The organism is Paenibacillus sp. GQ49, from assembly GCF_059759055.1.
On the sequence record NZ_JCAXEL010000018.1, the window covers coordinates 124417 to 146509 of the forward strand.

Annotated in this window: 20 protein-coding genes and 1 riboswitch; of the genes, 3 read left to right on the forward strand and 17 right to left on the reverse strand. The window is 47.6% G+C overall.

The genetic code is table 11. From position 1 onward, the window contains the following. Nucleotides 1-106: 106 nt before the first annotated feature. The 16 genes from purH to AC6CIF_RS24975 form a co-directional block, all read right to left on the reverse strand. Nucleotides 107-1654, reverse strand: a complete 1548-nt coding sequence (gene purH, locus AC6CIF_RS24900; protein ID WP_169482947.1) for a bifunctional phosphoribosylaminoimidazolecarboxamide formyltransferase/IMP cyclohydrolase — start codon at nt 1652-1654, stop codon at nt 107-109. A gap of 295 nt (nt 1655-1949) precedes the next feature. After that, on the reverse strand, nt 1950-2567 hold the full coding sequence (gene purN / locus AC6CIF_RS24905) for a phosphoribosylglycinamide formyltransferase (RefSeq protein WP_498201944.1): 618 nt from the start codon (nt 2565-2567) through the stop codon (nt 1950-1952). Then, nucleotides 2567-3607, reverse strand: a complete 1041-nt coding sequence (gene purM / locus AC6CIF_RS24910) for a phosphoribosylformylglycinamidine cyclo-ligase (RefSeq protein ID WP_036606068.1) — start codon at nt 3605-3607, stop codon at nt 2567-2569. Before purM ends, purN begins: the two co-directional genes overlap by 1 nt. A 129-nt stretch (nt 3608-3736) precedes the next feature. Then, on the reverse strand, nt 3737-4174 hold the full coding sequence (locus AC6CIF_RS24915) for an immunity 26/phosphotriesterase HocA family protein (RefSeq protein WP_498201945.1): 438 nt from the start codon (nt 4172-4174) through the stop codon (nt 3737-3739). Nucleotides 4175-4183: 9 nt separating this feature from the next. Beyond that, nucleotides 4184-5662 carry an amidophosphoribosyltransferase gene (gene purF / locus AC6CIF_RS24920; RefSeq protein WP_036606069.1) on the reverse strand — a complete coding sequence of 493 codons (1479 nt, stop codon included), beginning with the start codon at nt 5660-5662 and terminating at the stop codon, nt 4184-4186. Next, nucleotides 5647-7890 (reverse strand): phosphoribosylformylglycinamidine synthase subunit PurL, encoded by a 2244-nt coding sequence (gene purL, locus AC6CIF_RS24925; protein WP_498201946.1) that lies wholly within the window; start codon nt 7888-7890, stop codon nt 5647-5649. The genes purF and purL overlap by 16 nt, the downstream gene beginning before the upstream one ends. Next, the gene (gene purQ / locus AC6CIF_RS24930; RefSeq protein ID WP_036606071.1) at nt 7868-8557 is read right to left on the reverse strand and encodes a phosphoribosylformylglycinamidine synthase subunit PurQ; all 690 of its coding nucleotides are present in this window, start codon (nt 8555-8557) and stop codon (nt 7868-7870) included. Before purQ ends, purL begins: the two co-directional genes overlap by 23 nt. Nucleotides 8558-8561: 4 nt before the next feature. After that, the gene (gene purS, locus AC6CIF_RS24935) at nt 8562-8807 is read right to left on the reverse strand and encodes a phosphoribosylformylglycinamidine synthase subunit PurS (protein WP_017690695.1); all 246 of its coding nucleotides are present in this window, start codon (nt 8805-8807) and stop codon (nt 8562-8564) included. A 586-nt stretch (nt 8808-9393) separates the two neighbouring features. Further along, complete coding sequence (locus AC6CIF_RS24940) at nt 9394-10266, reverse strand: phosphoribosylaminoimidazolesuccinocarboxamide synthase (RefSeq protein WP_498201947.1); 873 nt, start codon at nt 10264-10266, stop codon at nt 9394-9396. 341 nt (nt 10267-10607) lie between these two features. After that, on the reverse strand, nt 10608-11906 hold the full coding sequence (gene purB, locus AC6CIF_RS24945) for an adenylosuccinate lyase (RefSeq protein ID WP_498201948.1): 1299 nt from the start codon (nt 11904-11906) through the stop codon (nt 10608-10610). Next, a complete protein-coding gene (purK, locus tag AC6CIF_RS24950; protein ID WP_498201949.1) occupies nt 11903-13105 on the reverse strand; it encodes a 5-(carboxyamino)imidazole ribonucleotide synthase in 1203 nt (400 codons plus the stop codon). Before purK ends, purB begins: the two co-directional genes overlap by 4 nt. Further along, nucleotides 13102-13587 (reverse strand): 5-(carboxyamino)imidazole ribonucleotide mutase, encoded by a 486-nt coding sequence (gene purE / locus AC6CIF_RS24955; RefSeq protein ID WP_017690699.1) that lies wholly within the window; start codon nt 13585-13587, stop codon nt 13102-13104. The genes purK and purE overlap by 4 nt, the downstream gene beginning before the upstream one ends. 194 nt (nt 13588-13781) lie before the next feature. Beyond that, a riboswitch (purine riboswitch) is annotated at nt 13782-13883 on the reverse strand. Between the two features lie 270 nt (nt 13884-14153). Beyond that, nucleotides 14154-14588: a universal stress protein gene (locus AC6CIF_RS24960; protein ID WP_047840488.1), complete on the reverse strand. Its 435-nt coding sequence runs from the start codon at nt 14586-14588 to the stop codon at nt 14154-14156. Nucleotides 14589-14768: 180 nt separating this feature from the next. Beyond that, complete coding sequence (locus AC6CIF_RS24965; protein ID WP_498201950.1) at nt 14769-15032, reverse strand: DUF1294 domain-containing protein; 264 nt, start codon at nt 15030-15032, stop codon at nt 14769-14771. 126 nt (nt 15033-15158) lie between these two features. Continuing rightward, the gene (locus AC6CIF_RS24970; RefSeq protein ID WP_017690703.1) at nt 15159-15296 is read right to left on the reverse strand and encodes a hypothetical protein; all 138 of its coding nucleotides are present in this window, start codon (nt 15294-15296) and stop codon (nt 15159-15161) included. Between the two features lie 161 nt (nt 15297-15457). Then, nucleotides 15458-17587, reverse strand: a complete 2130-nt coding sequence (locus AC6CIF_RS24975; RefSeq protein WP_498201951.1) for a DNA topoisomerase III — start codon at nt 17585-17587, stop codon at nt 15458-15460. Between the two features lie 371 nt (nt 17588-17958). Here AC6CIF_RS24975 and AC6CIF_RS24980 point away from each other — a divergent pair, with 371 nt between their 5' ends. Further along, on the forward strand, nt 17959-19893 hold the full coding sequence (locus AC6CIF_RS24980) for an amidase family protein (RefSeq protein ID WP_498201952.1): 1935 nt from the start codon (nt 17959-17961) through the stop codon (nt 19891-19893). Nucleotides 19894-20067: 174 nt separating this feature from the next. On the opposite strand, the gene AC6CIF_RS24985 is transcribed toward AC6CIF_RS24980, so the two are convergent. Beyond that, nucleotides 20068-21075: a ketoacyl-ACP synthase III gene (locus tag AC6CIF_RS24985; protein WP_076215150.1), complete on the reverse strand. Its 1008-nt coding sequence runs from the start codon at nt 21073-21075 to the stop codon at nt 20068-20070. 213 nt (nt 21076-21288) lie between these two features. Here AC6CIF_RS24985 and AC6CIF_RS24990 point away from each other — a divergent pair, with 213 nt between their 5' ends. Both AC6CIF_RS24990 and AC6CIF_RS24995 read left to right on the forward strand, forming a co-directional pair. Continuing rightward, nucleotides 21289-21606, forward strand: coding sequence for an NADPH-dependent FMN reductase (locus AC6CIF_RS24990; RefSeq protein ID WP_498201953.1), 318 nt, complete (start codon nt 21289-21291; stop codon nt 21604-21606). 22 nt (nt 21607-21628) lie between these two features. After that, complete coding sequence (locus tag AC6CIF_RS24995) at nt 21629-21901, forward strand: NADPH-dependent FMN reductase (protein ID WP_498201954.1); 273 nt, start codon at nt 21629-21631, stop codon at nt 21899-21901. Nucleotides 21902-22093 lie beyond the last annotated feature (192 nt).

Consider the following 22093-nt stretch of genomic DNA (forward strand, 5'->3'; position numbering starts at 1 on the left):
TAACTGGATTTGTTACGCTAATGTCTGTTAAAAAACCTAAAAAAGAGGGGGTGTACCATAAGTCATAAGTATGACTGGCGACACCCCTTATTAAACCTTTTTCGCTCTAGTGTTTGAAGTGACGAACGCCTGTGAAGACCATGGCAATTCCGTATTCATTCGCTACTTTGATGGATTCTTCATCTTTGATCGAACCACCCGGTTGAATCACTGCTGTAATTCCGGCTTTTGCTGCCAGTTCCAGCGTATCACCCATTGGGAAGAACGCATCGGATGCCAGAATAGCACCTTTTGCTTGCTCGCCCGCTTGCTCAATCGCAATTTTGGCTGCACCCACACGATTCATCTGTCCAGCGCCCACACCCACCGTCATGTCATTCGCAGCAAGTACAATCGCGTTGGATTTCACATGTTTAACTACTTTCCAGCCAAACAACAGCTGTTTCAGTTCTTCTTCCGATGGTGCACGATCCGTTACCACGTTCAGCTCGCTCGCTTCAATGGAATGCACATCCGACTGTTGCACGATCATGCCGCCGTCGATGGACGTAACCACGAATTGGCTTTCCCGTTTACGAGCAGCATTCAACTCACCCGTTTTGAGCAAACGAATGTTTTTCTTCTTCGTCAGGATATCGAGAGCTTCTTGCGTAAAGTCAGGGGCAAGTACGATTTCCAGGAAAATCTCGCTTAATTTGCCTGCTGTATCGCTATCGATAATGCGGTTCGCTGCCACAATGCCACCAAAGATCGACGTTGGATCTGCAGCATATGCTTTGCTGTAAGCTTCATAGATACTTACGCCAATGCCCACGCCGCATGGGTTCATATGTTTAACCGCAACAACGGCCGGTTCTTCAAACTCTTTGACGATCTGCAAAGCTGCGTTCGCATCGTTGATGTTATTGTAAGACAACTCTTTGCCATGCAATTGCTCGGCTGTTGTCAACGTATCTTGAGCAGCCAGCGGTTTGCGGTAGAATGCCGCCTGCTGGTGTGGATTTTCGCCGTAACGCAAATCCTGGAGTTTTTCGTAAGTAACCGTCAGACGCTCTGGCAACGGATCGCCATTTACGTTGGACAGGTAGTCGGAGATGAGTGCATCGTAAGCCGCCGTATGACGGAACACTTTTGCCGCAAGCCGTTTGCGAGTTTCGAGAGTTGTGTCTCCATCGTTGCGCACTTCCTCCAGCACTTGGCTGTAATCAGATGCGTCTACAACGACACTGACAAAGGCATGGTTTTTGGCTGCCGAGCGAAGCATCGTTGGACCACCAATATCGATGTTCTCGATGGCATCTTCGTAAGCTACGTCCGGTTTCGCAATAGTCTCTTGGAATGGATACAGGTTCACGACAACCAGATCGATATAGCCGAGACCGAGTTCTTCCATCTGGCGTGTATGCTCTTCGTTATCACGCACAGCCAGTAATCCACTATGAACTGCCGGATGTAATGTTTTGACACGTCCGTCCATGATTTCCGGAAATCCTGTCACATCCGAAATTCCGATGACGGGTACGCCTTCCTTCGACAACAGGCTGCTTGTACCTCCTGTCGAAATAATCTCCACACCCATTTGCGACAGCTCGCGGCAAAAGTCCACGATGCCCGTTTTATCCGATACGCTAACCAGCGCTCTTTTGATACTCACAATATGCTCCTCCTTTAATGTCCCATGGCTTCGCGTTTCCTGACGAAACACAGCCGATTTATTTCCCGAGAAATATCACAAAATGCGTACCAATATTCGACTTCTGTTATACAGTTGATAAATAGATTTTCACACTAAAACACTACGAGTCCAGAATAATCTTTCGATCGCTGTTATTCCTAGATTTTTTTGAACAATTTCTCAATGGTAAAAATCCAGTAATAAAGGCGAGCGCTTCGCTTCTACAGCTTATTTCTGTCCTCTCCGTTAATGTGTGAAAAAGTTTAAAACTATATTAAACCGGTTTGTTAACAGTGACGTGACGTCCGTCTAATTGAACCAGACCTTGGGCGAACCAAGATACCACTTCAGGGTAAAGTTGCTGTTCGGCTTCATGAATGGAACGGCTAATTGACTCAGCAGTATCCTCTGGCAAAATGGGAACGGGATGCTGGGCAATAATCGGTCCGGTATCCATGCCTCCGTCCACAAAGTGCACCGTCACGCCTGTAACTTTCACGCCATATTCGAGTGCCTGTCCAATCGCGTCCTTACCTGCAAATGCCGGTAGCAAGGACGGATGTATGTTAATCAACCGCCCTGCGTAACGATCCACCACAACGGAAGTCAGCAATCTCATATATCCGGCAAGAACGACCAGGTCGATCTTTTTGGATTCAAGCACTTCCACGATCTCTGCCTCATAGGCTTCACGGGAAGCATAATTTTTTGGAGTAAACAGATGACATTCCACGCCTGCGTCCTGTGCCCGCTGCACAACGCGTGCAGCCGGTTTATCACATACGAGCAGATCTACGGATGCATTCACCCCACCGTTCCGTACTGCATCGACCAATGACTGAAAGTTAGTCCCTTCACCCGAGGCAAATACAGCTATGCGGTAGTTCCCCATTAAACATCCGCTCCCGTGAAGGTTACTCGCGCATCTCCTTCAGTAACTCGGCCAATGATGTACGCTTCTTCACCAGATGTTTTCAATTGTTGCAGCGCTTCTGTTGCATCTGCTTCATTAACGACCAGTACAAGCCCAACACCCATGTTAAATGTGGTGAACATGTCACGGTTTGAGACAGCACCCTTTTCCTGCAACAGGTTGAAGATCGGCAGGATCGGCCAAGAACCGTAGTCAATATCCACATTCACGTTGCTTGGCAACATACGTGGGATATTCTCGATGAAGCCACCACCTGTAATGTGTGCCATGCCTTTTACTTTTACTTTTTCCAGCAGGGACAACAGGGGTTTAACATAGATCTTTGTAGGTTCCAGCAGGGAATCACCCAGCTTACCGCCCAGTTCCGCTACTTCATCATGCAGATCAAGTCCCGCATCTTCCAACAAAAGTCTGCGTACCAGCGAGAATCCGTTACTGTGCACACCGCTAGAGGCAAGTCCAATCACTGTGTCGCCAGGGGCGATGGTTGTACCGTTGATGATCTTTGCTTTGTCCACGATACCCACCGTGAATCCGGCAATATCGTATTCACCTTCACTGTACATGCCTGGCATCTCCGCCGTCTCTCCACCGATCAGCGCACAACCCGATTGATGACAGCCTTCAGCGATTCCCGCAACAATAGCTTCGATCTTCTCCGGAATGACTTTGTCACACGCCAGATAGTCAAGGAAGAAAAGTGGTTCTGCACCCTGTACCACAATGTCGTTCACACACATCGCTACCGCGTCGATTCCGATGGTATCGTGACGGTCCATGGCAAATGCAATTTTCAGCTTGGTGCCTACGCCATCCGTACCGGATACAAGCACCGGCTCATCGTATTTATCTTTGTTCAAACCGAAAAGTGCACCGAATCCACCCAGATCCGTCATCACTTCCGGACGGAAGGTACGCTTCACGTGTTTTTTCATCCGTTCAACCGCTTCATTACCTGCCGCGATATCAACGCCGGCCTTTTTATATGCTTCGGACACAACCATCACACCCTTCGTATCTTATAAAAATTGCACTAGAGTATTAACACTTACCACTTCGATGACAGAACAACCTTCCGATCGCTGTTATCTCCAGATATTATCGTGTTAATGTTAAGTCCAACCCACCTATCCTTGCTCCATCTCTAACAGATGGTTTTGTACCAATTCAAACCCGGCTACGCCGAGCGTATTAAACTGACTATACTCTTCTATCGGGAGGTTACGAATGTACTCATCACCGCAGTATAAATGTCCAGCACACTGAAACACTTTCAGCTCTTCCTTTTCGGGAGTCAAAGGCGTGTTACCCACAATCTTCCACGATCCATTTCGGATATAGGCCGGAGAAGTGAATATGACGTTGCTTCTACGGTTCCCAAAGGAATAGAAGAGAAAATCGCCATCTCCCATACTTTCGGTTTCGTCACGCTGAATGCTCATCACGCCGAACGAAAATGCCTTTTTGAGACGGCCTTTAAGCGCGCATACTACCTGGCATACTGCAAATCGGCCATCCTTCATCGGAATCAGAAATACATCGCCTTCGTTATACCTCTTTCTCATACGCAAGGATTAACAGCTACAGCCGAATTTTTCCTCGCCGCCGAAGTCGAGGCGGGTTGGGTAATCATGATCAAAACATGCGAGACATAGTCCGCCTTTAGGATCATCCTGATTATCTCCCTGAATCGATGCAATCAGTCCATCGGGACTGAGGAACTCCAGGGAGTCCGCATTAATTTCACGGCAAATTTCTTCCACCGACAACTGTGAAGCAATTAATTCGCGGCTGTCAGGCGTATCAATACCGTAGAAACACGGGTTTTTGAAAGGTGGAGATGTAATACGCACATGAACCTCGGTAGCTCCTGCATCACGCAACATGTTCACGATCCGACGGGAGGTTGTTCCCCGTACAATGGAGTCGTCAATCATGACCACACGTTTGCCTTCCACGACGCGACGCACAGCGCTCAGCTTCATCTTCACGCCCTGCTCCCGCAATTCCTGGCTCGGCTGGATAAACGTACGTCCGGTGTATTTGTTCTTGATCATACCCATCTCGTACGGAATACCCGTTTGCTCCGCATAACCAATGGCCGCCGAGATGCTGGAATCTGGTACCCCCGTAACCAAGTCCGCATCCACAAACGACTCAATCGCCATACGGCTTCCCATCCGTTTACGAGCAGCATGCTGGTTCGTACCATTCATATCACTATCCGGACGGGCAAAATAAATATATTCCATCGCGCATAATGCCTTGCGGTGTTTGTGATGATCAAAGCGATCCTCGTGCAGACCATCTGCATCCAGCACAAGCAGTTCACCCGGTTCAATGTCACGGATTAACTCTGCGCCGATTGTTTCCAGTGCACACGTCTCGGATGCAAACAGATACGCATCTCCCAGCTTACCCATCGTCAGCGGACGAAGTCCGTGCGGATCGGAAGCCACGAGCAGCTTGTCATTGGTCATGATCAGAAATGCATAACCGCCCACAATGCGCTGAAATGCCTCTTTTGCCGCTTCGACAAGCCCTTTGGAGGATCGTGCAATCAGATGCGCAATAACCTCGGTATCACTCGTTGTTTGGAAAATGGACCCGCTCTGCTCCAGCTCACGCCGAATCGTTGGTGCATTCACAATATTTCCGTTGGTTGCTACTGCCAAATCGCCATCACGGTATTTGAATACCAATGGCTGTGCGTTCGTCAGTTTACTGTCACCACTTGTTGAATAACGGACATGTCCAATGGAAATATCCCCGGTCAACGTCTGCATCAGGTCTTTGGTGAATACTTCCTTCACCAGACCCATGCCACGGTGATAGTTAAACTGGCTACCATCACTCACACACATGCCTGCACTTTCTTCGCCCCGATGTTGCAGCGCATGCAGTCCATAATAGGAGAGCGAAGCCGCGTCAGGGTGTCTGAACACCCCGAACACGCCGCATTCTTCCTTCAATTTGTCGAGTCCTTCCTTGCCGGACCCTTCATTATAATAATCGCCTGTCCACAATGGTCCTGTCGTCAGTTCATGAGACATGGAATCGCATCCTCCCAGACCTGAGCCAAACCTCCTACAGGTTCGCTCACGGCTGATGTTCCGTTCAATTCAATCGTCAGGTTACTTCCTTCTACACGTCCAATCACAGCTACAGGTACACCGCGCTCACGTACAAATGCTTCAAGTTTACCCGCTTGCTCTGGCGTAGCCGACAACAAGATACGGGATTGGCTCTCACTGAACAGGGCGTGATCTGCACGCAATGCAGTCTCCACATTCACCTGTGCTCCTACGTTACCGCTGATACAAGACTCTGCGAGTGCAACAGCCAAGCCACCTTCAGACAAGTCATGTGCAGAGCGAACGAGACCGGATTGAATAGCTTCCAGGACCGTGCTGAGCAACGCTTTTTCCGTTTGCAAGTTCAGTTCTGGTGGACGACCTTCCGTCTGACCATGAACCGCGTATTGCAGTTCGCTGCCACCCAGTTCAGCTTTTGTTTCACCGAGGAGGATGATAACATCACCTTCGGATTTGAATGCTTGTGTCGTGATATGATCCGTATCATGAACGAGACCTACCATACCGACAACTGGCGTTGGATAGATGGAGCCTTTGGCGTTTTCGTTATACAGACTTACGTTACCACCGATAACCGGCGTATCCAGCACACGGCAAGCTTCTGCCATACCGTCTACCGCTTTCTCCATTTGCCAGAAAATATCCGGCTTCTCCGGGTTACCAAAGTTCAGGTTGTCCGTGATCGCCAGCGGCTCTGCACCGGAACATACAATGTTACGCGCTGCTTCACTTACGGCAATCCGTCCACCAACTTCAGGATCAAGATACACATAACGTCCATTACAGTCCGTTGTCATCGCGAGACCTTTGCGTGTACCACGAATCGTAACTACGGCTGCATCCGAACCTGGACGAACGGCAGTGCTTGTACGCACCATGTAGTCATATTGATCATACACCCATTTTTTACTTGCTACTGTTGGTGAAGCCAGTACTTGTTTCAACGCTCCACCGAGATCCGACACTTCGTCGTAACGAAGCGTGTCGATGGAAGCACTTTGCTCGTAGTAGGCAGGTACAGAAGAAGGTTTGTCATACACTGGGCATTCGTCCACCAAAGCCGTTACCGGCATATCTCCGACCACTTCGCCGTGGTGGATCAATTTCAGACGACCATCATCCGTTACTTTACCAACTTTTGCACAGATTACGCCCCAACGTTCAAAAATTTCCATCGCCTGTGCCTCATCCTTCGGCTCAACGACAAACAACATGCGTTCTTGGGACTCAGACAACATCATCTCGTAAGGCGTCATGCCTTCTTCACGCTGTGGTACCTGATCCAGATATAATTCCAGACCGTTACCCGCTTTACTTGCCATCTCTGCACTCGAACATGTCAGACCTGCAGCGCCCATATCCTGAATTCCGAGCACGATGCCCGAGTCGATCAATTCCAGACAAGATTCCATCACCAGTTTCTCCATAAACGGGTCACCGACCTGAACCGCTGTCCGTTGGGACTCGGATTCTTCCGTCAGTTCAACCGATGCAAAGGTTGCTCCATGAATACCATCCCGGCCTGTTGGCGGCCCAACATAATACACAGGGTTACCTACACCTTTAGCTACGCCGCGCTGAATCTTGTCATGATCAATCAGACCCACACACATGGCGTTAACCAGCGGATTGCCTTCATAGCTCTCATCAAACATCACTTCGCCACCAACGGTAGGAATACCGATACAGTTACCGTATCCAGCAATACCCGCTACCACATGTTCGAACAAATATTTAACGCGATCACTCTCCAACTTGCCAAAACGAAGGGAGTTCAGCAAGGCAACCGGTCTTGCGCCCATGGAGAAAATATCACGGATAATGCCGCCCACACCTGTTGCCGCACCTTGATAAGGCTCAACCGCGGAAGGATGGTTATGGCTTTCAATTTTGAATACAACGGCCTGGTTATCACCGATATCCACGATACCGGCACCTTCACCAGGTCCCATCAGGACACGTGGTCCAGTGGTTGGGAAACGGCGCAGCAATGGCTTGGAGTTTTTATAAGCACAATGCTCGGACCACATTACACTGAACACACCAATTTCCGTGTAGTTTGGCTTGCGGCCCATGAATTCACAGATCAGCTCATACTCGCTGTCAGATACGCCCATTTGTGCGTAAAGTTTATGTTCTGCGACCTGTTCTGCTGTTGGTTCCTTAGCGGATAGCTGCTGCGTCATGCCGATCCCTCCATGCTTTCAAAATAGATGTAAACATACGTTTGCCGTCTTCCGAACCAAACAGTGAATCCACTGCACGCTCTGGATGCGGCATCATGCCGACCACGTTTCCAGCCTCGTTACAGACTCCTGCAATATCACCCAGGGAACCGTTCGGGTTGGTCCCGTACGTAAATACGATCTGGTTGTTCGCTTGCAGACTCGCGAGCGTCTCCTCGTCGCAATAATAGTTGCCTTCACCGTGAGCAATCGGGATAATAATCTCTTCGCCCGGTGCGTAGTCCCGTGTAAATGGTGTATCTGCGTTTGCCACTTTCAATACCGTATCGTGACAACGGAATTTTAGGGAAGTGTTGCGGATCAATGCACCTGGAAGCAAGCCTGCTTCCGTCAGGATCTGGAATCCGTTGCAAATACCCAAAATATATTTACCTTGTTCAGCAGCTTTCGCTACCTCGTTCATTACCGGCGCAAAGCGGGAAATCGCTCCGCAACGCAAGTAGTCACCATAAGAGAAACCACCCGGAACTAAAATACAATCATAAGCCGAAAGATCTGTAGCCGTGTGCCATACATAATCAACCTCTTGTCCAATCGCATCTTCCACTGCCTTGTAACAGTCGATGTCGCAGTTGGAGCCAGGGAACACAAGAACTGCAAATTTCATGAGATTAACCCTCCAATTCGTAGCGGTAATCTTCAACAACGGTGTTGGCCAGCAGCTTTTCACACATGACTTTCAATCGTTTCTCCGCTTCCGCACGATCTGTTGTATCCAGGTTCAGTTCCATGACTTTACCGATCCGTACACTTTCCACTTCGTTGAATCCCATGGAATGCAGGGCTCCTTGAACAGCTACGCCTTGCGGGTCGAGTACGCTTTGCTTAATAGTGACATATACGGTTGCTTTGATCATGATCCTTATGTTCCTCCTCAGTAATGAACGGGATAAATGCTTTACGCTGTTAAAAAAGTTACTTTTGGTGCTTGCTCCGGGGCGGATTGTTCTTTCCGGTCGCTTGTTGTCCCCAGGTTTTTTGGATTGTTTTGGCCCGCTCTGCGGTCAAAACCCGGGGACAAAGGCGAACGCTATCGCTCCTTTAAGAACAATTCCGCCCCTCCGCTAGTCCATGCGACGTTTTTTAAAGGCCTAAACCTTTTACGTTGCACGGTGTTTAATGGTCTAGCCTGACCATTCCTTCAAAACAGTGAATGGTGAATGGTCTTTAAGTTACTTTAGTAATTAGTGAATTTAATTCTCTTAATTTTTCAGGCTTCCCCTACCTGTGGGAAGCCACCGCTCTTAATTGCCTCACCCACCAGTTTGAACACTGGCGGAGGGAAAAATTTGAGCTAGAGAAACGAAGTGCTCGCCTTTGCAACCGGAATGTTTCCTTTTGAAAAAAGGATTCCAATCAAAACATTCCGGGGGCAACAGCGATCGAAAGCCAAACTTTCTCGTAGCCCGCTCAAACGTTAGTCTAATCACACGTTAAACTTTATTATTTCGTTAAACGGGTATAAATATCGACGTATCTTGCGGTTGTTGCTTCAACTACCTCTTGTGGGAGTGGATCAGGTTTACTGTTCTTGTCCCAATCGGTTCCGGCGAGATAGGTGCGCACTGGCTCTTTATCCATGCTGTCGATCTCGATGTCCAGCTCATAGTTCTCTTTGGCCCAGAAGCGTGAAGCATCTGGAGTGAAGATTTCGTCAATCAGGATGACCTTGCCATCCACGATGCCGAACTCGAATTTGCAGTCTGCGAGAATAATGCCACGTTGATCACAGTAATCACGGGCGAATTCATACAAGCGTAAGCTTTTTTCCTGAAGCTCCATTGCAAGTCCGTCTCCCACCAGTTCTTTCATGCGATCCATTGGGATGTCCTCGTCGTGCCCTACATCATTTTTGGCTGCCGGGGTGAAAATGGGAAGTTCGAGCTTGGCGTTTTTGCGCAGTCCATCAGGCAGTTTAATGCCATTCACTTCACCGCTTGTCTCATATTGTCTCCATCCACCACCAGTGATGTATCCACGTACAACACACTCAATATCAATGCGTTCTGCTTTACGGGTTACCATGATGCGGTCTTTGAGCAATTCAGGGTCTGTGATGAGATCACCAAGTTGATTCACATCGGTATGGACGACGTGGTTCTCCATCATGCTACCTGTCAGTTCAAACCAGAAACTGCTGAGTTTATTCAGCACATTTCCTTTCTCAGGAACCGCCGGGTCCAGCACGTAATCAAATGCCGAGATTCGGTCGGTAACCACGATTAGAAAATGTTCACCCAGATCGTACAATTCACGTACTTTTCCTTTATATAACAGAGGTGCTTTAACGAGATCTGCCGCAGTGGACAGTGCCATGGGCTCACCTTCTTTCAGGAGATGTAAAGTATACGTCCAATTCCCCTAATCACGCGGGGCCACTCCGAATGCAGAACAACCTTCCGATCGCTGTTATCCCCTAATTTTTCTGATCCTCTTTCTCAAGGGGAAAATCCTGTGATAAAGGCGAGCGCTTTGCTTCTTCAGGTTTTTCTGCCTTATCCGTTCCAGCGTGAACACATAATCAACCTATACTTTTAGGGAGTAAAACTTGTTCTACATTTGATAAAGGCGCAGCGTATGCTTCCGAAGTAGCTTTCTTTTAGAAGCGTTCCCTGCTGAACCATCATTCTGCGCTATAGCCTTATGGGAGTTATATATTAATCGTTCAAGCCGAGCTTTTTGAAGATGGTGTCAACGTGCTTCAGGTGCCATGACGGGTTGAACGCATCTGCGATTTCTTCTTCGTTCAGTACTTCCTTGATTTCCGGTGTGGATCTCACGATATCCTGGAACTGGCGTTGTTCTTCCCATGCTTGCATCGCACGTGGTTGAACGGTATCGTATGCTTGCTCGCGGCTGAAGCCTTTGTCGATCAGCTTTGTCATGATGCGACCGGAGAATGGTACCCCGTAGGTGCGCTCCATGTTGCGTTTCATGTTTTCAGGGAATACCGTCAGGTTCTTCACGATGTTACCAAAACGGTTCAGCATGTAGTTCAGCAGCATCGTTGCATCCGGCAGAATGATACGTTCTACGGAAGAATGTGAGATGTCGCGTTCATGCCAGAGCGTTACGTTCTCGTATGCGGATACCATGTGTCCACGAATGACGCGGGACAGACCAGAGATGTTTTCACTACCAATTGGGTTACGCTTGTGCGGCATTGCTGAAGATCCTTTTTGACCTTTTGCAAAAGCTTCTTCCACTTCACGGAACTCACTCTTCTGCAGTGCACGTACCTCTGTAGCAAACTTGTCCAGGGACGTTGCGATCAACGCCAGTGTAGCCATATACTCCGCGTGACGGTCACGTTGCAATGTTTGAGTCGAGATCGGCGCAGGTTTCGTGCCCAGCTTCTCACAGACAAACTCTTCGACAAACGGATCGATGTTCGCGTATGTTCCTACTGCGCCAGAGATTTTGCCATACTGTACATTGTCTGCCGCATGACGGAAACGCTCCAGGTTCCGTTTCATCTCTTCATGCCACAATGCCATTTTCAGTCCAAATGTCGTTGGCTCCGCATGCACACCGTGCGTACGTCCCATCATTGGTGTGTGCTGATAAGCCAATGCTTTTTCACGAAGAATTTCAATGAAATTCACGATATCCTTTTCCAGAATCTCATTCGCTTGACGCAATACATAACCTAGAGCCGTATCTACGACATCCGTGGAAGTCAGTCCGTAGTGCACCCATTTCCGCTCCGCACCCAGACTTTCAGATACCGTACGTGTAAATGCGATAACGTCATGACGTGTTTCTTTTTCAATCTCATAGATGCGATCGATGTCAAAAGATGCGTTCTGACGAAGCAATGCTGCTTCTTCCTTAGGGATAACACCCAGTTCGGCCCACGCCTCACATGCACAAATTTCAACTTCCAGCCACGATTGGAATTTGTTCTCTTCGGTCCAGATGGCTCTCATTTCGGGTCTGCTATAACGTTCAATCATGAATTTGTATTCCTCCAGAGATTAGTTTGTTCAATCCATTGCAATCCTTCTTCAACATCCTGACAGAGCAGATTCACATGCCCCATCTTTCTTCCTGTTTTTGCTTCGGTTTTACCATATATGTGAAGCTTGGGAATCACACCGAGCTCTATCGCTTCTACATCAGGTTGCCCTGTTCTGGCGATAATGCCTTCCAGATGTTCTCCAAGCACATTGACCATAACAACCGGACTCAATAACGAAGTGTCCCCGAGTGGTAATCCGCAGATCGCACGGATATGTTGTTCGAACTGAGAAGTCGCACAAGCTTCCATCGTATAGTGACCAGAATTATGCGGTCTTGGTGCCAGCTCATTGACGTACAGTCTTCCATCCGCCGCTACAAACAGTTCCACAGCCAGCAGTCCAACAGCCTTCATCGATTCTGCCACCGCTGCTGCCAGCTTTTGCGCTTCAATCTGGATATCTGCGGCAACTCTAGCCGGTACAATTGAAGCATGCAAAATGTTGTTCACATGAATGTTCTCCGCTGGCGGGAACGTTTTGATCTCCCCATTTGTACTACGCGCTACAACGACCGATATCTCGCATTCAAACTTGATGAATTGTTCCAGCACCAGTTCCGCACCTGTAGCTGCAAGTTCTTCATATGCGGCAACAGCCTCACTCGCTTTCCGAATTACACGCTGGCCTTTGCCATCGTAGCCTCCAGTCACTGTCTTCAGTACACATGGCACTCCAAGTTCGCTAACAGCAGCAAGCATCGTATCCGCACTTGTGATCTCACGATAAGGCGCGACTCTTACTCCAGCGGCTTCGATCGCACGTTTTTCACGCAACCGATGTTGTGTGGTGTACAGTAACGCACTTCCTTGCGGAACGTAAGACTCACGTTCAAGCAGCCCAGCAACTTCTGCATCTACATTTTCGAACTCATACGTAATGACATCGCATTGCCGAGCCAGTTCAAGTGCAGCTTTGGCATCGTCATAACCAGCTTCAATCTGACGAGCAACTTGACCACAAGGTGCATCCGCAGCCGGATCAAGAGTAACGAATCGATACCCCATTGCCGTTCCTGCGAGCGTCATCATCCGTCCGAGCTGTCCGCCCCCTAGAATGCCGATGGTTGTTTTCCCTGGCAGCAGGACATTTTTCAGCTCTCCTGTTATACCGGATTGGTTCCCTGTACTACTCATAGTTCTTCACTGCTTTCGAGTACTTCTTGTTTGATGCGCTCTCGGCGAGCTTCAGAGCGACGTTGGACATCGGGGTCAAAAGCACCGATCATTTGAGCTGCCAGCAATCCTGCATTGGTTGCCCCTGCCTTGCCAATCGCCACAGTTGCGACGGGAATACCACCAGGCATCTGAACAATGGACAACAAGGAATCGAGACCGTTCAATGCTTTGGATTGAACCGGTACGCCAATGACTGGAAGCATCGTTTTGGCGGCAACCATACCGGGTAGATGTGCTGCCCCGCCTGCCCCTGCAATGATCACCTTGAATCCTCGATCAATTGCTTGCTCTGCGTATTCAAACATCAGATCCGGTGTACGATGGGCGGAGACCACCTTTTTCTCATACCCAATCTCCAGCTCGTCCAGCACCTCGCACGCATGTTTCATCGTTTCCCAATCCGACTTGCTGCCCATAATTACAGCGACTTGCAGTGACATGAATACATCCAACTCCCGTCTGAGCTTTTTTGATTACATCTGACTATTAAGGGACTCTTATTACGTGTGAAATGAAAAAATCCGCTACCCGCGAAAACATCACATTTTCCCCGGACACCGGACTCCAAGAAATACGTACCCCTCATTTGGGCATGCCAAAAGGGGGCTTGCTGTCCGCATCTAGTTGCATGCGACTCTCAGCCGTATCTCCTCGTAGTCCGGAAATTTACGGTTCCCGGGTAGATACTTCCGGGCCCTATTCCCGGCGTTATACGAGCAAATATCTATCAAACTATCTTCGTTCATTTTGGTAATCTCTTATTACACATTTCGTTCCTACTCGACCTTATTCTTACCTGATCGACACATCTAACATTCTAACAATCCCCTACAGCTAATGTCAACTTAAAGACGAACATTTAACATATTGACAAATATAATGTTCGGGAATTGCTTCATTAAATTCGGTTAGCCATCCATTTCATCCCATAAAAGAAAGCCGGCTCCTCTTCAATCTCTCGAAGACAACCGGCTTCCTGCTCTTCAGTGCGTACACACTTCATCCATTATTTTACGATCAGTACTGGAACCTGCGCATGCTGAACCACATTGTGACTGACACTACCCAGGACAAATTCCCGAATTCCACCGAGTCCGCGGCTACCAATAATAATGATATCAGAATCATTTTCTTTGGCAAAATCAAGCAATACTTCCGCAGCCGCTCCTTGAATCAGATCCACATTGGCCGTTACACCCGCAGCCTGAATTCGCTCTTTTGCTTCATCTGTTGTCTGTACCGCCAGATTGTAGTAGTCATTATTAAGTGAAGGTGGCAATGGAGCCAACCCCTCACCGATGAATACACGCGGGAAATCAAAAGCATGAATGACATCCAGTACTGCATTTGGGGACACTTTAGCTAGCTCAATCGCACGATCAAGTGCTTTATTTGAAGCTTTGGAACCATCATAAGCCACTAATATTTTGGAAAATAACATGTGAATCCCGTCCCTTCCTTTATATGTAGAGCACGCGAAGCAAGCTTCGGTCTGACATGTAATAAACTAACAGTTAAATAACAGAACTATGTAACTCCTTAAACGTTCTAGAGCCACAATGAACCATTTATAAGAATGAATTTACATATAAGACCACAGTATGAACGGTTACGCATGTGTTCATTGAATAAAGTAACCGTAGATTACCGCATTCAAGAATAACAACAATGGAATACCAATGGTGAAGCTGGGATGTTTAGTCTTATGCCTTTTCCGATACATTGCGATCCAGACTCCCAAAGCACCGCCTATAAAGGCTAATAAGAATAACGTCCGTTCGGGTGTACGGTCACGACGCTGTTGTGCACGCCTCTTATCATCCGACATCACCAGATAACCAACTATATTAATAAATAAAAACCACAATATAAGTCCGGTTTGCATATAATTCTAGCGATCCCCCTGTCCCGGGACATCTCCCTGTCTCCATTATAGTCCTCATCAGAGACATGTTCAACGCACCGGGTAGGGAACCACAATTTTGTGTAATAACGCTAACCTCGCTCTGACCTAGGACTCCTGTTTTGGAATACCGTTCAGGCTTGGTGCTCTTTTGGCTGCTTTGTCCGGGCGCACAGCGATACTCTCTTCCCGAATACTGTCTTTGTTTTGCTGGTTATGGATCTTCTCTGGTTTGTTATGCGGCATGTAGGTATCACCTCCTTGGCTTACGTTGCCTGAAAACAGAGGATCTTATACCGCATCACATGTATGAGTAGGGATACGCGCAGCAATCCCTCTCCATAACGTCAGTTATTCACAACTAGCATTACATGCGTGATGCGATCTGCGCTAACTCAGAGCTTGCTCTACTTTCCCTTTTTCTCCATAGCCGCCTTCAGCAGATCTCCAAGGTTAGAACCAATTGACTCCTGCTTCGCATATTGTTTCACCAGCTTTTGCTGATCGCGTTTGTTCACATGCTGTTTATCCTTATCCAACGTTTCTGTAATGCCACAAGGTAGGCATTGTACGTATAACCCCGCCTTGCCTTCCTTGATTTCCATCTTTTTGTGGCACTGCGCACAACGACGGTTGGACAATCGTTTCTCTGCTGAACGACGATATCCACAGTCCTCCGTGGGACATACCAGAAACTTGCCGCGCTTGCCCTTCTTCTCCAACAACCGTGCGTTACAGTCCGGGCAATGGCTATTGGACACATTATGTGGCTTGTACTCTGCTTTGCTGCCTTTTACCGTAGACACCAGCTCTTTCGCCATGGATCGGATACTATCCAGAAACGGTCCCGGTTTCCCTTGCCCACGAGCGATGCGTTCCAGTTCAGCTTCCCAGCGAGCAGTCAGATCCGGTGTACGAAGCTGCGGAGCAGCCAGTTCAATTAACTGTTTTCCTTTGCCAGTCGGGTGCATGCTGTTGCCTTGGCGATCTATTGTATCGGAACTGACCAGCTTCTCGATAATATCCGCACGTGTAGCTGGAGTGCCGAGTCCGTGCTTTTCCATCTGGGAAAGCAAAGCAGCTTCGGTATACCGTTTGGGCGGCATCGTCCGTCCACTTTTAATATGACAACGCTGAACCGTCACGGACTGCCCTTGCTGCACATCTGGCAAAAGCGCACGCTCATGGTCTGCTGCATCATCAGTACGGTCATCGTCATCATCGCTGTAATCGCCGCCGTATACTTCACGCCATCCACTTTCTTTCACCGTTGTACCTTTAACATGGAAGGAGTCATTCCCCACCTGAACCGTGATCGCAACCGAATCGTACTTCGCTGCCGGATAGAATAGGCTGATAAAACGACGTACGATCAGATCGTACAGTTTGCGTTCCTCTGGATTCAATTGATTCAAAAGCACCGTCTGCTCCGTTGGGATAATCGCATGGTGATCCGTAACTTTGCTGTCATCCACAATACGTTTGGTGATATTCAGATTTTTGCGCAGCAAAGGACGTGCCAAAGACGCATAAGGTCCAATGGCTACACTGTCCAGACGTTCTTTCAATGTAGCTGTCATATCGGAAGTCAGATACCGGCTGTCCGTACGTGGGTACGTCACGAGTTTGTGCTGTTCATACAGACGTTGCAGGACATTTGATGTTTGCTTTGCAGAGAAACCATATTTCCGGTTGGCGTCCCGTTGCAGTTCCGTCAGATCATATGCCAGTGGATGTGGCTCAACTTTCTCGCTTTTCTTCACTTGGGCAACCGTGCCCTTGCGCCCGTCTACCCGTTTCTTCAATTCTTGCGTTTCTTGAGGGTCGAAAATTCGTGAATCTCCTCCAGTTGCCCGCCACACAGCCTGAAAACCACCCAAATCTGCCGTTAACGTCTCATACTCCTGAGAGCGGAAACCATTAATTTCATTTTCCCTGTCCATAATCATGCCCAAGGTCGGCGTTTGGACCCGTCCAGCAGACAACTGCGCATTGAAACGAACGGTTAGTGCACGGGTCACGTTAAGTCCAATCATCCAGTCGGCCTCAGCCCGGCAACGTGCAGATTCATAGAGGCGGTCGAATTGACTGCCTGGCTTCAGCGAAGCAAATCCGTCTTTGATCGCCTTATCTGTCTGGGATGAAATCCACAGGCGTTTAAAAGGTTTTTTCCACCCCGCCATCTGCATGATCCAACGGGCCAGCAATTCTCCCTCACGGGCCGCATCCGTCGCAATGACCAGCTCGCCCACATCCTGACGCTTCATCAACTGCTGCACGACTTTATATTGATGATTGGTCTCTTTAAGCACCTTCAGTTTCGTACGCTCTGGCAGAATGGGCAGGTCCTCCAGATTCCATGTTGCATACTTCTTGTCGTAATCCTCGGGTTCAGCTAATCCAACAAGATGTCCAAGCGCCCAGGTAACGATATATTTCGGGCCTTCCATGTAACTTTTATGTTTATCACGCGCACCCATAACTCTGGCTATTTCGCGTGCTACAGATGGTTTTTCTGCGAGTACCAATGTCTTCACTTCATATCTCTTCCTCTCTGGTAGAACGTTATGTCTCTTTTATTCCTATCTTTTCATTATATCATTTCACACTAAAGGTATGCTCTGTCATCTCTACTTCCTAATCTACTAGTATCCTGTAACCTCATGTTTAATCAACATATCGATTCCATGTTATATTTCTTTACATTAAAATATGTAATAGTTTTTCTGAGTACATGTAAACAGAAGCATGAATAAGTATTAACACTGTACAGTATTGATGTATACGTTTTTTTGGATAAATATAACCCTTGTAAGATTACCTGACATGAATATACAATGTGTCAAAAGCATAGAAACAGAATCGCTGCTACACACATCAATGAGACACAGGAAGGGAGCGTGGATACATGACTTATCATGGATCTGTATTGAAAAAAAGTGGGGCTTTGTTACTGGCGGGAGCTGTTGTTGCCACAACATGGGGAGGAACGTTACCTTCGGCATCAGCTGCAACGGCAACGCCTACGAGTAAAACAACAGTAGCTGCTGTATCCAAAGGAAAAGCGCCTGCTACTCCGGCAGCATTTGTTCAGGCCATGGAAGAAGCGGCTACACTTGCAGGTGTTCCTTTTACCATGGACAAGCTCTCCGGCACAACCGTACAACGTAAAGATGCTGCGGTCGCCTTGCAACAATGGCTCAAGCTGGAATCGACTACCGAATCATTCAAGGATGTCCCGAATGAAGCCACTTTCACAGGTGCTGTTGGTGCATTGAACACTGCGGGGTTGATGAAAGGTTATACGGAATCCCTCTTCCTTCCAAACGCTGTACTTACGGAGAATGACCTCTCCATATTGAAAGATCGAATTTATAACTACATAAAACCGTTTGTCCTGGAGGAAGCAACCATTATGGATCTCCAGACTGCAATGACGCAAGGAAAACTGACATCAAAAGAGCTGGTTCAGAAATATCTGGACCGCATTGAAAAATACGATGATCAAGGGGTAAGCATAAACGCCGTATTAACCCTGAACCCGGATGCGCTCCAAATTGCCGAGCAATTGGATGAAGAACGTGCAGCCCAAGGTGCCCGCGGGCCTCTGCATGGCGTTCCGATTCTGGTCAAAGATAACTTTGATACCAATGACATGCCTACAACCGCAGGCTGTATATGTCTGAAAGATTCCGTCCCTGCTCACGATGCTGAACAAGTGAAGAAGCTCAAAGCAGCTGGCGCCATTATTTTGGGCAAAACAAACCTGCATGAATTTGCATTTGGTATCACGACATCCAGCTCATTGGGTGGACAAACACTGAACCCTTACGCCCTGGACCACTATCCAGGTGGCTCAAGCGGTGGAACAGGTGCAGCCATTGCATCAAACTTTGCTGCAGCCGGCATGGGTACAGACACTGGTGGTTCGATTCGAATCCCATCCAGCTTCAACAGCCTTGTGGGTATCCGCCCAACCATCGGACTGTCCAGCCGTGAAGGCATTATCCCATTGGCTTTGACACAGGATGTAGGTGGACCTATGGCTCGTACGGTTAGTGACGCTGCAATCATGTTGGATGCTACAGCCGGCTATGATAAAAAAGATGTCGCTACAGCTTACGCGGTTGGAAAAATCCCTTCCAGCTATACAGACTTCTTGGATGTAAACGGACTGAAAGGTGCACGCATCGGTGTGGCCACAGAACTCATCCCAAGTACCAAAGCTGAAGAAAAAGCCGTTGCTGACGTGATCAACACCGCTGTAGAAGAACTGAAGACACTAGGCGCTACCGCAGTTCCAATTTCCATCCCGAACTTGGCTGAGATCAACAAATACCCAAGTCTCAGCGGATATGAATTCAAGTTCCAACTGAATGACTATCTGGACTCATTGGGTGCAGACGCTCCATATCACAGTCTGTCCGAGATCATCGCTTCCGGAGAGTTCGACAAATCTCAGGAGCAATCCATGAAGACTCGGGATGCACGCCAAACGTTGGAGACTACCGAATACAAGGACATCGTCCTGAAACGCACCCAAGTTACACGTGAGTCCCTGCTGAAAGTTATGGCAGACAACAACCTGGATGCCATCATCTATCCTACGTCCACACAAGCCGCTGGTGTTATTGGCGAAGGACAAAACTCTGGTGGTAACAACCGATTGAGTCCTTTCTCCGGCTTCCCGGCGATTACGGTCCCTGCTGGTTTCACAACTGATGGTTTGCCAGTAGGCATGGAATTCCTTGGTCGTGCCTTTGATGAAGGAACCTTGATCAAGCTGGCTTACAGCTACGAACAAGGTACACATCACCGCCAACCGCCTAAGCTTACGCCGTAAAATATTTATGGGATTAAGCAATTCCGGTTAACACAAAAAATAGATGCAATCATATCACTTTTTTGAAACGAGTTAACCCATTAAAGAGACCACCTTCTTCATGACAGCATGAAGTTTGGGTGGTCTCTTTTATGTTCTCTATTTATTTTTGTGTTGCATACCGTCGGATGTTACTCATTCCTGAACCTTGTCTGGCACGCCCCATTTCAGCACCAGACCTGCGTACGTCAGACCACCGCCAAAGCCAAAGAGAGCTACGTTCTGTCCTTCTTTCAATTTCCCTTCATCCACTGCAAGCTGTAAAGCTAGCGGAATGGAAGCAGCAGATGTGTTCCCCCGATACTCGACACTGGTTAAAGTACGTTCCAAAGGAACCGGACCACGTTCGCAAACAGCTTCAATCATTCTCATGTTGGCACTATGCGGGACAAACCAGTCAATCTGGTCAGGGCTTAATTCAGCTTTCGTTATAAGTTTACCCAATTGCTCTGGAATCGTCCGTACAGCCCACTTATAGATCTCTCTCCCATTCTGAACAAGGCATCCCTCGCCCTGTAAAGGCACACCATTCATCTCCGAAGACAGACCACTCTTATAGAGATGTACACCGCCTTCTCCATGTGTACCTGATATGGCTGCCATAAAGTCACCTTCTCCAACCGCAGCTTTCTCAACCAAGAAGGCTCCCGCCCCGTCACCAAACAATACACAAGTCGTGCGGTCAGTGTAATCCGTAATTTTGGATAATGTCTCTGCTCCAATAACCAGTACTTTGCGGTACATTCCACTAGTCACCAAACTGTCAGCAAGCTGTAGCCCGTAGGTAAAACCAGCGCATGCAGCATTTAAATCCAGTACGCCCGTGTGTGGGATCTTAAGATTAGCCTGTACTCTGGATGCGGTACTTGGGAAAGCATATTCAGGTGTACTTGTAGCCACAAGGATCATATCCACATCTTCTACACTTACATCATAACGATGTATCATATCTTCTACAGCCTTCGTTGCGAGGTCAGATACAAATTGATCTTCAGATGCAATTCGCCGTTCTCTCATGCCTGTACGCTGTACAATCCATTCGTCACTTGTCTCGACTAATTTCTCCAGATCAGCATTCGTTAATATTCGATCCGGTACATACGTCCCCATTGCCGTGATAGTTGCCTTTGATTGATGATTCATACCGGTAGTCACCTCACTTGTTTTTTATCATTATAGCACTAAGTCTTAGTACTTGGTACTAATTTTATAAAATATTTATCACGTTTCTTTCGTCAGTTGTTTATTGTAAGTGATCGCTTCATTCTATTACCCAGAGCAATACAAACGATGGCATGCATTTTTGATGAAGAATTGTGGATATTCCCTGACTAACATGAAGAATGCCTTAATTATATGGTCCTTATCTGCACGCCAGAGTATGGAAACGGCGTTCCTGGGGTCTTAAAAAACGCACTAGATTGGGTTGTATCTTCTGGAGAATGGCTCAATAAACCCACCATTGCCATCGCTGCTTCCCCAAGCCCCATGGGAGGTGACAAAGCCCATGCTTCCTTATTGATCACACTAAACATGATTAATGCACAAGTTCTACAGGAGGGCTGTTTAACCATTCCTCATATTACATTGAAAATGAACAAACAAGGCGTCTCGTTTTTTATAGACAGCTCATTCAAACAGGAGGAAAATAAACAAATTGCCCTACATTACTAAAGAATAGAGATGATCTATATCCATGAAAAAAGAATTAAATATCCTTGCCATTTCCGGAAGTCTGCGCAATCGGTCCTCCAATTCGTTACTAATGCACGCCATGATTAAACTGGCTCACACTAACCTTAAGTTTGAAGTATATGACGGATTAAATGATCTGCCGCATTTTAACCCTGACCTCGATGTCGAGGAGGGTCCAGTGTCCGTACAGAACTTGAGAGCCCAACTTAAGCATTCGGATGGTGTGCATTGCAGAACTCCCTTACAATCCTTGGAGAGGCTTGCAACCAAATGAAAGTATAGACAGATGTTGTACTTAAATCGATGATAGAGAAGAAATGATCCTTTTAAAGTTATTTAACATTCTCATAAATATTGAAATAGTAAACAGCCTTGGTTATTTACCAGGGCTGTTAAGGTTTATATAAGTATTTAGGATTAAAATAAAAAAAGACACACTCGATATCATCAAGTGTGTCTTCCTATT

Coding starts and splice junctions, on each gene's coding strand:
- purN (WP_498201944.1), bottom strand. CDS start 2,567: ATGGGGAACTACCGCATAGCTGTATTTGCCTCGGGTGAAGGGACTAAC.
- AC6CIF_RS24915 (WP_498201945.1), bottom strand. CDS start 4,174: ATGAGAAAGAGGTATAACGAAGGCGATGTATTTCTGATTCCGATGAAG.
- purF (WP_036606069.1), bottom strand. CDS start 5,662: ATGTCTCATGAACTGACGACAGGACCATTGTGGACAGGCGATTATTAT.
- purL (WP_498201946.1), bottom strand. CDS start 7,890: ATGACGCAGCAGCTATCCGCTAAGGAACCAACAGCAGAACAGGTCGCA.
- purQ (WP_036606071.1), bottom strand. CDS start 8,557: ATGAAATTTGCAGTTCTTGTGTTCCCTGGCTCCAACTGCGACATCGAC.
- purS (WP_017690695.1), bottom strand. CDS start 8,807: ATGATCAAAGCAACCGTATATGTCACTATTAAGCAAAGCGTACTCGAC.
- AC6CIF_RS24940 (WP_498201947.1), bottom strand. CDS start 10,266: ATGGCACTGTCCACTGCGGCAGATCTCGTTAAAGCACCTCTGTTATAT.
- purB (WP_498201948.1), bottom strand. CDS start 11,906: ATGATTGAACGTTATAGCAGACCCGAAATGAGAGCCATCTGGACCGAA.
- purK (WP_498201949.1), bottom strand. CDS start 13,105: ATGAGTAGTACAGGGAACCAATCCGGTATAACAGGAGAGCTGAAAAAT.
- purE (WP_017690699.1), bottom strand. CDS start 13,587: ATGTCACTGCAAGTCGCTGTAATTATGGGCAGCAAGTCGGATTGGGAA.
- AC6CIF_RS24960 (WP_047840488.1), bottom strand. CDS start 14,588: ATGTTATTTTCCAAAATATTAGTGGCTTATGATGGTTCCAAAGCTTCA.
- AC6CIF_RS24965 (WP_498201950.1), bottom strand. CDS start 15,032: ATGCAAACCGGACTTATATTGTGGTTTTTATTTATTAATATAGTTGGT.
- AC6CIF_RS24970 (WP_017690703.1), bottom strand. CDS start 15,296: ATGCCGCATAACAAACCAGAGAAGATCCATAACCAGCAAAACAAAGAC.
- AC6CIF_RS24980 (WP_498201952.1), top strand. CDS start 17,959: ATGACTTATCATGGATCTGTATTGAAAAAAAGTGGGGCTTTGTTACTG.
- AC6CIF_RS24985 (WP_076215150.1), bottom strand. CDS start 21,075: ATGAATCATCAATCAAAGGCAACTATCACGGCAATGGGGACGTATGTA.
- AC6CIF_RS24990 (WP_498201953.1), top strand. CDS start 21,289: ATGGTCCTTATCTGCACGCCAGAGTATGGAAACGGCGTTCCTGGGGTC.
- AC6CIF_RS24995 (WP_498201954.1), top strand. CDS start 21,629: ATGAAAAAAGAATTAAATATCCTTGCCATTTCCGGAAGTCTGCGCAAT.